Source organism: Thalassospira sp. MIT121401, from assembly GCF_047125595.1.
Taxonomy (GTDB): Bacteria; Pseudomonadota; Alphaproteobacteria; order Rhodospirillales; family Thalassospiraceae; genus Thalassospira; species Thalassospira povalilytica.
Window position 1 is genome coordinate 1,890,413 of sequence record NZ_CP138926.1, and the last position, 12,173, is coordinate 1,902,585.

13 protein-coding genes are annotated in these 12,173 nt (G+C 56.2%); 12 read left to right on the top strand and 1 reads right to left on the bottom strand.

The annotated features are described in order from the left end of the window. The first annotated feature begins 214 nt into the window (after positions 1-214). From SIB88_RS08510 to SIB88_RS08535, 6 genes are all read left to right on the top strand, one after another. Positions 215-1,138: a sulfurtransferase gene (locus SIB88_RS08510; protein ID WP_412557863.1), complete on the top strand. Its 924-nt coding sequence runs from the start codon at positions 215-217 to the stop codon at positions 1,136-1,138. 123 nt (positions 1,139-1,261) lie between these two features. Further along, complete coding sequence (locus SIB88_RS08515) at positions 1,262-2,473, top strand: YeeE/YedE family protein (protein ID WP_412557864.1); 1,212 nt, start codon at positions 1,262-1,264, stop codon at positions 2,471-2,473. Then, on the top strand, positions 2,470-3,027 hold the full coding sequence (locus tag SIB88_RS08520) for a hypothetical protein (protein WP_412557865.1): 558 nt from the start codon (positions 2,470-2,472) through the stop codon (positions 3,025-3,027). The genes SIB88_RS08515 and SIB88_RS08520 overlap by 4 nt, the downstream gene beginning before the upstream one ends. Before the next feature lie 63 nt (positions 3,028-3,090). Next, positions 3,091-3,915, top strand: coding sequence for an HNH endonuclease (locus SIB88_RS08525; protein WP_068517055.1), 825 nt, complete (start codon positions 3,091-3,093; stop codon positions 3,913-3,915). A 335-nt stretch (positions 3,916-4,250) separates the two neighbouring features. Continuing rightward, positions 4,251-6,083 carry a DEAD/DEAH box helicase gene (locus SIB88_RS08530; protein ID WP_412557866.1) on the top strand — a complete coding sequence of 611 codons (1,833 nt, stop codon included), beginning with the start codon at positions 4,251-4,253 and terminating at the stop codon, positions 6,081-6,083. Between the two features lie 79 nt (positions 6,084-6,162). Continuing rightward, positions 6,163-6,372, top strand: a complete 210-nt coding sequence (locus SIB88_RS08535) for a cold-shock protein (RefSeq protein WP_068517057.1) — start codon at positions 6,163-6,165, stop codon at positions 6,370-6,372. Between the two features lie 91 nt (positions 6,373-6,463). Here the strand turns inward: SIB88_RS08535 and SIB88_RS08540 are convergent, their stop codons facing one another. Then, entirely contained in the window at positions 6,464-7,141 is a 678-nt protein-coding gene (locus SIB88_RS08540) for a FadR/GntR family transcriptional regulator (protein WP_068517058.1), read from the bottom strand. A gap of 212 nt (positions 7,142-7,353) precedes the next feature. Between SIB88_RS08540 and SIB88_RS08545 the strand changes: the two genes are divergently transcribed. The 6 genes from SIB88_RS08545 to SIB88_RS08570 all read left to right on the top strand — a co-directional run bounded on the left by SIB88_RS08545 (position 7,354) and on the right by SIB88_RS08570 (position 12,093). Continuing rightward, positions 7,354-8,136: a transporter substrate-binding domain-containing protein gene (locus SIB88_RS08545; RefSeq protein ID WP_068517059.1), complete on the top strand. Its 783-nt coding sequence runs from the start codon at positions 7,354-7,356 to the stop codon at positions 8,134-8,136. 39 nt (positions 8,137-8,175) lie between these two features. Next, positions 8,176-8,847, top strand: coding sequence for an amino acid ABC transporter permease (locus SIB88_RS08550; RefSeq protein ID WP_412557867.1), 672 nt, complete (start codon positions 8,176-8,178; stop codon positions 8,845-8,847). Further along, complete coding sequence (locus SIB88_RS08555; RefSeq protein ID WP_228195723.1) at positions 8,840-9,493, top strand: amino acid ABC transporter permease; 654 nt, start codon at positions 8,840-8,842, stop codon at positions 9,491-9,493. Before SIB88_RS08550 ends, SIB88_RS08555 begins: the two co-directional genes overlap by 8 nt. Beyond that, a complete protein-coding gene (locus SIB88_RS08560; RefSeq protein ID WP_114113773.1) occupies positions 9,480-10,208 on the top strand; it encodes an amino acid ABC transporter ATP-binding protein in 729 nt (242 codons plus the stop codon). The genes SIB88_RS08555 and SIB88_RS08560 overlap by 14 nt, the downstream gene beginning before the upstream one ends. Positions 10,209-10,363: 155 nt before the next feature. Continuing rightward, positions 10,364-11,584 carry an MFS transporter gene (locus SIB88_RS08565; protein ID WP_412557868.1) on the top strand — a complete coding sequence of 407 codons (1,221 nt, stop codon included), beginning with the start codon at positions 10,364-10,366 and terminating at the stop codon, positions 11,582-11,584. Between the two features lie 35 nt (positions 11,585-11,619). Continuing rightward, the gene (locus tag SIB88_RS08570; RefSeq protein ID WP_288351002.1) at positions 11,620-12,093 is read left to right on the top strand and encodes a YaiI/YqxD family protein; all 474 of its coding nucleotides are present in this window, start codon (positions 11,620-11,622) and stop codon (positions 12,091-12,093) included. Positions 12,094-12,173 lie beyond the last annotated feature (80 nt).

The following is a 12,173-nucleotide window of genomic DNA, read 5'->3' on the forward strand; positions in this document are numbered from 1 at the left end:
GGTGGCTTGCCAAACAATGCACCAAACACGACCAAAACGATCCAATCCAAATTGAAACTGTAGTGGGGAAACCTTGCGCGGTTCCCGTCAATTTATCGGCCTGATGATTTTGAACAAAAAAATAGTGTATTAATTGAAATATTGACATTTTTCTGTGGGTGATTACATCTCTTTCACAGTTTCATGAATTTTTCGACATATGGAGACAGGCCCCATGCGCTCTCTCATTCTTTCTGCTGTTGCAGTGGTGGCATTTGCCTTTGCTGGAAATGCTGCCCAGGCCGAGCGCCTGACGGAAAAGCCGCTGGTTGATGCCAACTGGGTTGAAGCAAACCTCGATAATCCGTCGCTGGTGGTTGTTGATATCCGTTCGATGACCAAGGAAGGCAGCCCCTATGACGCCGGTCACATTCCGGGGTCGGTTTATGCGCCTTATGGCAAGTTCGGCTGGCGTGCCAAGGTCAATGATGTTGTCGGCATGTTGCCGCCTTTGGATGTGATTTCAAAGCGTATCGGATCGCTTGGCATCGACAATGACAAACAGGTCGTGGTTGTCCCGGCCGGTCAGAACAGCTCGGACTTCGGGGCTGCAACCCGTGTTTATTGGACCTTCAAGGTTCTGGGCCATGATGCGGTAACCATTCTTGATGGTGGCCAGCGCGCATGGCTTGCCGCAGGCAAGGCGGTTTCGACCGATGCGGTCGCACCTGATGCGGTTGCGTTCAATGTCAATTTCCGCCCGGAACTTCTTGCCACGGCAGAAGACGTTGCCAAGGCACGTGAAAACGGTGTTGCGCTGATTGATGCCCGTCCGGAATCACAGTTCAAGGGCGAAACCAAAAGCGGCGTTGTTGCCCGTGCCGGTGCGGTTCCGGGTGCAAAGAACATTTCGCAGTCGGAATTCTATAGCGATCAGGACGGTGCATTTGTTGCATCGGACGTCATTGAATCGCTGGTTTCGGATGCCGGTGTCGATAAGGATGCCAAGGAAATCACCTATTGCAATACCGGTCACTGGGCGTCGGTCGCATGGTTCGGTCTGTCCGAAGTAATGGGCAACAAGAACACCGCGATGTATGATGGTTCCATGACCGAATGGGCTGCTGATCCGAACCGTGAAATGGTTGTTTCGGAATAATTCCGGAATTCATATCAGCCCTGATGGCACAGACATTTTGGACGGAATCGGGTTTGCCCCGGTTCCGTTCGTGTTCGTGGGCTTTGACCCGACAGATTTCCTTTAACGTTACTGAGCGTCACCATGTCAGAAACGACACTTAAGGCCCGCCCGGACGTCCCGGGCTTTGACTTTGACAAGGGATCGGCGGCGATTACCGCGGTTCTGTTTGTTGTGGTCGGCATTGCCATTGCCCAGGCGGTGGATCTGCATCAGGCCGTGCTTTACGGTCTTGGCGGATTGCTGGGCATTTCACTTTATCATGCATCATTCGGTTTTACCGGCGGCTGGCGGCGTTTTTCGGTCGAGAAACGCGGACGGGCGATGCGCGCCCAGCTTTTGATGATCGGGGTTGCGGCCGCGGCCTTTATTCCGATGCTGGCGCTGGGAAGCCCGCTTGGCAATCCGATTGTCGGGGCGGTCGCACCGGTCGGGACATCGGTCCTGGTCGGGGCCTTCATGTTTGGTCTTGGCATGCAGCTTGGCGGCGGATGCGGTTCGGGCACCCTGTTTACGGTTGGTGGTGGCAGTGCGCGCATGTTGCTGACGCTGGCCTTCTTTATCATCGGGGCGGTGATCGGAACGGCGCATTTGCCGATGTGGCTTGAACTGCCATCCTTGCCGCCGATGAGTGTCGGTCGTGAATTCGGTGTTGCGGGCGGTCTTGCCGTGACCTTTGGCGGTCTGGCGCTTGTCGCACTGATAACGGTGATTGTCGAAAAACGTGCCCATGGTTCGCTTGAAGCAACGCCGAAGGCGCCGCGTGCCGGTCTGGCGCGGCTGTTCCATGGCCCCTGGCCGCTGGTCTGGACCGGGTTGCTGTTGGCGGGGCTTAATGTCGCGACCCTTCTGATTGCCGGTCACCCATGGTCGATTACGTTCGGCTTTGGTCTTTGGGGGGCAAAGATCGCCCAGGGCATCGGTATTCCGGTTGAAACCTGGGAATTCTGGAACTGGGCGGGGCCTGCCAAGGCGCTTGGCAATTCGGTTCTCGAAGATAATACCTCGGTGATGAATTTCGGCATCGTGATCGGTGCGGCCTTTGCCGCGGCCCTTGCCGGAAAATTCGCGCCCAAGGTATCGGTGCCGATGGCGTCACTTCTGGCGGCGGCAATTGGCGGACTTTTGATGGGCTATGGCGCGCGTCTGGCATTTGGTTGCAATATCGGTGCGTTCTTTAGCGGGATCGCATCGGGCAGCGTGCATGGCTGGTTGTGGTTTGTTCTGGCCTTTGCGGGCAGTTGGGTCGGTATTGCGCTGCGTCCGGCATTTGGATTGGATGGGTTCCGGAAATGAGCGAGAAAAACACACTTCTTTTCGGTGCGGTCTTTTTGGCGGCGACCGGTGCGGTTGCCCTTGATCATTACACCCATACGGCCAATGTCCCGGCAATCGCCAATCCGGCCCCGGCCAAGCGCCCGGCCGCCGGGGCAAACCCGTGCGCGGGAAATCCGTGTGCCGCCAATCCGTGTGGCGCGAATCCCTGTGGTGCCAATCCGTGTGGGGCGGGCTACAACCCCTGTGCAGCGAATCCGTGCGGGGCAGGGTACAATCCGTGTGCAGCCAATCCATGTGCCGCAAGCCCGTGTGGTGCCAATCCCTGTGGGGCGGGCTATAACCCGTGCGCAGCAGTACCCTGTTCGGCAAATCCGTGCGCGGCCTATAATCCCTGCGGGGCGGCAACCCCCTGTGCGGCAAGCCCGTGCAGTCCATGTGCCGCCAACCCGTGTGCGGCCTATAACCCATGTGCAGCCGCGCCGTGTGCGCCGGCCAGCAATCCCTGTGCTGCGGCCAATCCTTGTGCCGCATACAATCCGTGCGGTGCTGCGAACCCGTGTTCGGCCTATTGATATTTTCTGTTTTCTAACCCTCTGGGAAGATCTATCGTTTCCAGAGGGTTAGGAGAAATACTGTTGGCGAATAAAAAGTGGACCGATGAAGAGCGATACGCTGCTTTAAAGCTGTATTTTGAGCTCGACTTTGGTCAATTCCACGCGCGAAACAAGAATGTGATTGAGTTGGCGCAGGTTTTAGACCGCACGCCAGGTTCAATCGCCATGAAGCTTGGCAATTTTGCAAGCTTGGACCCGACACTTGATCGTGGTGGGTTAAAGAATGTGAGCGCTGCTGACAGAGCGTTGATGGCGCGCTTTCACAATCAGCCTGCGCGAGTCATTGATGATATTGAACGGGCGGTCGATAGAATTGAATATCGGTCTCTTTCCCTGCCTTCTGCAAATCCAGAAGATAATGTTCAAGACGGGATGCAAGATCAGCAAATCGGATTCGACATATCGGGGCGTCCTACAAGCGTTATGCGGGTTCGGGAAGAGCGGCTCAATCAAGGATTCTTTAGGCGAGCGGTTTTATCGGGCTATCATTTTCAATGCTGTGTATGCGGCTTGAAGTTCGTGCGGTTGTTAGAGGCGGCGCATATTAAGCCGCATCACCAAGACGAAACTTTCAGACTAAGGCCCGACAACGGACTGTCTTTGTGCCGCAATCATCATAAGGCGTTTGATGAGGGGTATTGGACGCTTGGCGGTGACTTCGAGATCGAGCTTGATCCACGATTGCGCAAATTGGCCCGACATGATGAAGCGATCAGTGATTTATTGATTGCGCATGAGGGCAAACAGATTCGCCAACCATTTCGCTATCTCCCTTTGAAGGAAGCAATTGATTGGCATAGGGAAAATACGTTTGCAAAGAATGAGCCTGTGCTGGGGAAGGGCTAATCAGAAAGAGTGGCAAGTTTGTCCCTACGTCACGGGGGAGTTTCGACGGTCTGGCGCGCAATTCTGCCGGGCCTGTTTGCGTAAAACGCGGGGCTGTCACAAATATGGCGTTTGACAAGCCGGGCAAACTCTGCGCATGGTGTCGCAGAAATTTGATCGCTCCAGAAGCGTAGAGGGGACTGAAATCCCCCACTGTTGAGTGGTTGACCTAAGAACGCATTGAAGTGTCCAGCTACGCGGGTACTTCCTGAACTGCAAGGCGCAGACCTGATTACTACATTTCACCGGGCGTTGTCCCAGCTGTCTGCAGCCTCTAATTTACGAGTTACCCTTATTTGACCCAGTTTTCCGAACTCGGCCTGGCCGAGCCGGTCCTTCGCGCATTGGCGCAAGAAGGCTATGACGCGCCGACACCCATTCAGGCGCAGTCCATCCCGTCCCTGCTTGAAGGTAAGGACCTGCTTGGTATCGCCCAGACCGGTACCGGCAAGACGGCAGCATTCGCGTTGCCGATTCTTGATCGACTTTCCAAAACCGAAGGCCGTACACCCAAAGGTGCCTGCCGTGTGCTGGTGCTTGCGCCGACGCGCGAGCTTGCCGCACAGATCGGTGACAGTTTCCGTGCCTATGGCCGTTTCCTGAATGTCCGTGTGGCTGTGGTTGTGGGCGGTGTTGCCCATGGTCCGCAGATCAAGGCGATTACGCCGGGCATCGAAGTTCTGGTGGCGACACCGGGCCGTCTTCTTGACCATGTTGATAGTGGCAAGCTGACGCTTAAACATGTTGATGTGGTTGTGCTGGATGAAGCCGATCATATGCTTGATCTTGGCTTCTTGCCGCCGATCAAGCGCATCATCAAGATGTTGCCGCGTGACCGTCAGAACCTGTTCTTCTCGGCGACCATGCCGACCCAGATCGGTCAGCTGGCCGGTGATATGCTTTCCGATCCGGTCAAGGTTTCCGTGACCCCGGTTGCAACCACCCAGGAACGTGTTGATCAGTCGGTTTACCTGATCGAGCGCACCCGCAAGCGTCAGCTTCTGGCAGAGCTTCTTGATAATCCGGTCTTCAAGCGGACCCTGGTTTTCACGCGCACCAAGCGCGGTGCAGACCGTGTGGCCCGTCATCTTGAAGCCAATAAAATCAGTGCAGCCGCCATTCATGGCAATAAAAGCCAGAACCAGCGCGAGCGCGCCCTGAACGCATTCAAGGATGGCCAGATCGGTGTGCTTGTCGCAACCGATATCGCCGCACGCGGTATTGACGTTGATGGCGTGACCCATGTCGTGAATTTCGAGCTTCCCAATGTGCCGGAAAGCTATGTGCACCGTATTGGCCGTACGGCCCGTGGCGGTGCCAGCGGTACGGCAATTGCGTTCTGTGATGAAGAAGAGCGCGGTCTTTTGCGCGATATCGAAAAAACCACCCGCCAGTCGATCCCGGTGATTGATCGCCGCGATGCCGAAGCTGCTGCCGAACAGGAAGCGCAATCGGCAGAAGCGCGTGAAGCCAACCGTGGCCGCCGTGCAAATGGTGGTGGTCAGGGGCGTTCTCAGGGCCGGGGACAGGGGCGCGGACCGAATGGTCAGGCCCGTGGCAATGGTCGTGGCAATGGCAACGGTAATGCCGGTCGTGGTCAGGGTGGCAATGGCCGCCGTGATGGCGAAGCAAACCGTGCAGCCGCCGGCAACCGTCCGGAGCGTTCCAATGATCGCCCGGCGCGCCAGTCGTTGCAACGTCGTGACGGGGAAGGCAATGCCAATGCCGCACAGGCAGAGGTGAGCCCGGCACTCGAAAAATCCAGAAGCCGTTACAAGGGCGGGATCAAATCCGGCCCGGCCAACGGTCGCGGGAACGGCCCGGCAGGCAATGCCGGTTCGTCCGATGGGCGCAAGCGCCCGGTCAAGCGCGTTGATTCCGATGGGAACCGCCGCGACCGTGCGCAGGGCGACAATTCAATTTCTTCCGGTCTTTCCTTTATGGGCAGTACCGAGGAACGCCGCGCGAAAGGCAACGGGGGCAATGGTGCCCGCAATGCCAAACCGCAAGGCAAGCGCGGCGGTGCGAACCGCAATCGCAATCCACGTGGCCCACAATCTGGCGGGCAGCCAGGGGGTGGTGGCCGCAACACATCTTCGAACAATCAGAGAAGACGCGACCGCGCCTGATCTGATTGTCGATCCAAAATAGGCGCGCCCAGTCGGGGCGTGTCGTAACGCCACTCAATACTCGATAGGAGATCTAAAGATGGCAACTGGTACCGTTAAATGGTTCAACGCAACTAAAGGTTTTGGTTTCATTCAGCCGGACGAAGGCGGAAATGACGTATTCCTGCACATCAGCGCTGTTGAGCGCGCTGGCATGGGCCACCCGCAGGAAGGCGACAAAATCAACTACGAACTGCGCACCGATTCCCGTTCGGGTCGCGTTTCGGCTGACGACCTGTCGGCTGCCTAATTCGGTTTGTCCTTCCTTGTGAAGGGCACCGCGTTAATGAAACCCCCATCTGCGCAAGCAGGTGGGGGTTTTGTTTTGCCCGGAATTCGGATCAGGGACGCAAAAAGGCGATCTTGGCCCGGGTCGCGGCGCTGAGTACATGGAAATGCATGGCGTCGCGGGCGCCGGACGGGTTGTGTTCGCGGACATAGCGCAAAACCTGTTCATGTTCGGCCAGCGGGGCGGCAATCGCCTTGGCGTTGGCAAAGGGCAGCATCTGGTTTTCATGGATGGTTTGGGCCGCAGGGTGCATGGCCTTGGCAAACATCGGGTTGCCCGATGCCAGAAGCAATATTTCATGAAAGTCCGTATCGGCCATGGCCGCGGCAATCAGGTCGTCCTGTTCAAGGGCGGTGCGCATGTCGGTGATGCTGGTTTCAAGGGCATCAAGATGGTCCTTGCTGCGCATTTGTGCCGCCAGACCCGCCACATAGGGTTCGATCGCCAGTCGGAACTGATAGACCTGACCTGCCTGGCGGTTGCGGTCCTGATCAAGGGGTGTCTGATGGTGGCGATCGGCAATGTATACACCCTTGCCGGCATGAATATGAACCATTCCCAAAGCTTCGAGGGTGGCCAGGGCTTCGCGCAGGCTGGTGCGGCTGATGCCCAGTTCGGTTGCCAGAACACGTTGGGCTGGTAACGAGTCACCTGCTTTCAGATCATTGTTTTTAATCAGATTTCGTATGTCCCGCGCGGCGCGTTCCGGGGCGGTTTCGCTGCGTGCCATCTGTTGTTCCTGTTGCTGGTCAGACCAGTTTAATAGTTTTTGATATTCGAAAGTGGCTGGTTTTTCGGGGTTTAGGATTGATCTGATATTGAATTTACGCTGAAGAAAAAATTATTCATAGACAAAAGATCAAAAAATGTGCAGCGTCAGTATCAGGTTAAAAATAGTGCATAAACAAATCCAGAAAATCACAGACAGACGGGTAGAGGCTTATGAAACAGTTTTTCAAAACCGCGATTGCGGCCGTTGCGATCCTGACCGCGCCGCTTGGTGCGGCGTCAGCAGGCGCGCTTGACAGCATTGCCGAGGCCGGGGTTCTCAAGGTTGCGGTCCCACAGGATTTCCCGCCATTCGGATCGGTTGGTACTGACATGCAGCCCAAGGGCTATGACATTGATATGGCGGCCCTGATCGCCGAAGATCTTGGTGTGAAGCTTGAACTGGTGCCGGTGACGTCGGCCAACCGCATTCCGTATCTGACCACCGGCAAGGTCGATCTGGTGATTTCAAGCCTTGGCAAAAACCCGGACCGTGAAAAGGTGATCGATTTCAGCGCACCTTATGCCCCGTTCTATAACGGCGTTTTCGGGCCTGCTGATTTCTCGGTCGAGAAGGCCGATGATCTTTCGGGCATGTCGGTCGGTGTGACCCGCGGGGCGATCGAGGATCTTGAACTGACCAAGATTGCGCCGGCTGATGTCGATATCAAACGCTATGAGGACAATAACGGCACGATTTCGGCATTCCTGTCGGGTCAGGTTGATCTGATTGCAACCGGCAACGTTACCGCCGCTGCGATCATTGAACGCAACCCGCCGCGCAAGCCGGAACCGAAATTCCTGATCAAAAACTCGCCCTGCTATGTCGGTCTGAACAAGGACGAGCCGGAATTCATGGCCAAGGTCAACGAGATCATTGCCGCATCCATGGCCGATGGCCGTTTGAATGCGATTGCTGAAAAGTGGCTTGGCATTCCGCTTCCGGAAAAGCTCTGAGCAATTTCAAGCCACACCTGACGGGATCGTTGCAGATCAATGGCATATAAATTCGACTTTGGCGCGATCGTGCCGCATTGGGAACTTCTGGTCGACGGGATGATCCTGACGACAGAATTGACAGTGATCGGTGCTGTTGTCGGCGTCGGATTGGGGATCATGGGGGCGTGGGCGCGGGCGTCGCGCGCCCCGGTGATCAGCCAGATTGTCGGTGTCTATGGCGAACTGATCCGCAATACCCCGTTTCTGGTGCAGCTGTTTTTCATCTTTTTCGGGCTTCCGGCCCTTGGCGTGAAGCTTTCCGAATTTCAGGCCGCACTTTTGGCGATGATCGTCAATCTTGGGGCCTATTCCACCGAAATCATCCGGGCGGGTATCCTTGCCATTCCGCAAGGTCAGATCGAGGCAGCCCAAAGCCTTGCCATGAACCAGGTGCAGATTTTTCGTTATGTGGTTTTGCTTCCGGCCCTCAAGAAAATCTGGCCGGCTCTTTCAAGCCAGATCGTGATTGTGATGCTGGGATCGTCGGTCTGTTCGCAAATCGCAGCCGAGGAGCTGACATTCGGGGCGAACTATATTCAGGCGATCAATTTCCGCGCCTTTGAAGTCTATTTCGTGGTGACGGGTCTTTATCTGGCGATGTCGATCCTGCTTCGGATGGGGTTGAAAGTTTTGGGCAATTTCCTGTTTGAACGGCGGCGTCATGTCTGAATTTTCCCTGTGGGATATTGTTTATAACCTGCTGCTTGCGGCGCGCTGGACGGTGTTGCTTTCGCTGACCGCGTTTGTTCTTGGCGGGATTGTCGGGCTGTTGCTTTTGATGGTGCGCACGGCGGGCAACCCGTGGGTTGTGCGGTTTGTGCGTGGCTATGTCGAACTGTTTCAGGGCACCCCGCTTTTGATGCAGCTTTTCATCGTGTTCTTTGGCTTGCCGCTGATCGGGCTTGATGTATCGCCCTGGGTGGCCGCGACATTCGGGTTAACACTGTTTACCAGTGCATTCCTGACCGAGATCTGGCGCGGGTGCGTTGAATCGGTGGGCAAGGGCCAGTGGGAAGCATCGGCCAGCCTTGGCATGAATTTCACCCAGCAGATGCGCTATATCGTCTTGCCCCAAGCACTTCGCATTGCCATTCCGCCGACGGTCGGTTTTTCGGTCCAGGTCGTCAAGGGAACGGCCGTGGCATCGATTATCGGTTTTGTCGAACTGACCAAGGCCGGCACCATGATCACCAACGCGACCTATGCGCCGTTCACGGTCTATGGCTGTGTCGCGGTGATGTATTTCCTGATTTGTTATCCGCTGTCGCTGTTTGCCCGTCATCTGGAAGGAAAGTTCCGCAATGTCGCTCGTTGAATTGCATGCCATTCATAAAAGCTTTGGCGCGCTGGAAGTCCTTAAGGGCATTGATCTTTCGATTGACGAGGGGCAGGTGATTGCCCTGATCGGCAAAAGCGGGTCGGGCAAAAGCACGCTTTTGCGCACGATCAACGGGCTTGAGGCGATTGATGACGGCGTCATCATGGTGGGGGGCAAGAAAATCAGCGAACGCGATACGGATTTGCTGGCCCTTCGGCTTCAGGTCGGCATGGTGTTTCAGCAGTTCAATCTGTTTCCGCATTACACCGCGCTTGAAAATGTGATGCTGTCCCCGCAGGTCGTCAAAAAGCAATCCAAGGCCGAGGCGCGCGAAATTGCCGAGGAAATGCTGGCCAAGGTCGGTCTTGCCGACAAGATGATGCATTACCCCGATCAGCTTTCAGGCGGGCAGCAACAGCGCGTGGCGATTGCGCGCGCCCTTGCCATGAAGCCCAAAGTTCTTTTGTGTGACGAGGTGACATCAGCACTTGATCCGGAACTGGTCAACGAGGTGCTGGCGGTTGTCCGCCAACTGGCCGAAGAAGGCATGACCCTTGTCATGGTGACCCATGAAATGCGCTTTGCGCGCGAGGTGTGCGACAAGCTTGTTTTCATGCATCAGGGCCGCATTCACGAAACCGGCGACCCAGAAGAGGTTTTCGCCAATCCGAAAACGCCCGAGCTTTCAAGTTTTGTCGGGGGGCTGGCATAGGGATTTGGCGGACCGTCCCGTGATGGTTTTATGACATCTTGCTGCCAAGTCCCGGAAGTCCTTCGCGATTTTTGGTCCGGCGCGCTAGAACGAAACCCGATGCCATGGGCGAACAGGGGTGTTTTATGCGCGAGGACGGGCATTCCGAGAACGGAGTGACAAGTACAGCAGCCCGAACAGGGGTGGTGATCGGGGTTCTGGAGCGTTTCCCGGCACTGGTGTTGGGATTGCTTCTGGTCGGGGCGTTTTGCGCGTCCAGTGCCGCACCGCTTGCCGGGCTTTATGTTGTTGAGGGCCTTGGTCAGCCGCCCTGGAAAATCAGCATGGTGGCGGTTGTTCAGGTCTGTGTGACGCTTTTGGTCAATCGCGGGTTCGGGCGGGCCATTGATCGCGGATTTCCGGTCAAAATCCTTTTGATCACCAGCATTCTTTGCTTTGCGCTTGGCATGTTCATTCTGGGCGCGATCCGCAATTACTGGGTTTATCTGTGTCTTGTGTCGATCCTGCTTGGGATCGGGGCCGGGGCGCTTTCGGTGATGTATTCATTTGGCCGTCTGTTTGCCGAGCAGACCGGGCGCGATGTTGTCAAATTCAACGGATTTTTACGCATTCAGACATCGCTTGGCTGGATGGTCGGGCCAGCAGCATCGCTGTCGCTTTACGGGGCGTTCGGGTTTGCTGCGACCTATTTTACGATTTCGGGGCTGGCGGCGGTATGGTTTGTGGTTTGTTTGCTGATTGTGCCATCGGCGTTCAAAACCCATCACCCGAACAGCCTTCAACCCGGTGCGAAAGTCCCGTTCAATTTCGGCCTTTTGCAGGCCTGCGTGCCGGTATTTTTCATTGCGGCGGCCAATGTGGTGTTTGTATCGGCGATGCCGCTTTATTTTTCGACCGAGCTTGGGTTGGTGGCGTCATCGGCGGGGTTTGCGCTAAGTGTGAAATGCCTTGTCGAAGTGGTGGTGATTTATTTCTGTGCGAAGCTGATCCGAAAGGTTGGCGAGCGCAAGGGAATGCTGATCTCGGCCGTGCTGGGCGCGATATTCTTTGGCTTGATCCATGAAGCCGGAACGCTTGTGGATGTGCTGGTGCTGGCGGTGCTTGACGGGGCCTATTACGGGATATTTGCGGGGATCAGCATGACTTTCGTGCAAAACTTCGCCAAGGACCAGCCCGGCATCGCCACCGGATATTATGTCAGTACGCTTTTTGTCGGTGGCTTGTTGGGGAACCTTTTGACCGGTGTTGTCGCCAGCGCATATGATTTTCGAACCACGGTTCTGATGGCGTGCCTGTTTGCCGCGATCGGGGCGGTCATTTTGCTGATCAGCCGCGATGTCGACCCGGATGCCAAAACAGCGGCGTCATCAAGATGACTTGACTTTGTCGGGCGTGCGGCGATGATCGCGCCATGTCTGAACAAACCCAAAATACACGCCCGCGTTTGTTTGTGGATGCCGATGCCTGTCCGGTGAAGGCGGAATGTGAACGTGTGGCTGAACGGCACCGGATCGAGATGATCCTGGTGTCCAATGGCGGTATTCGTCCGTCGCGTAATCCGTTGATCAAAATCGTGATCGTGCCGCCCGAACCCGATGCCGCCGATGACTGGATTGCCGAGAATGCCCGGGCGCGCGATGTGATTGTCACCAATGACATTCCGTTGGCGTCACGCGGGCTTGAGATCGGGGCAAGGGTGCTTAAAGCCAATGGCCAGGAATTTACCGAGGCCAATATCGGCAACGCCTTGGCCGGGCGCGAGATCGCGGCCCATATGCGCGAAGTCACCGGCGAGCAGGGGCGTAATGCGGCCTTTACCCAGAAGGACCGGTCGAAATTTTCAAGCGCGCTTGAGGTGCTGGTGCAGGCGGTTCTGCGCGCCTGATCAGACTGAGAGACAAAGACAAATGCAAAGGAGGCCGTCCTGTTTAAGGGCGGCCTCCTTTTTTTCAGGTCAGGATGCTG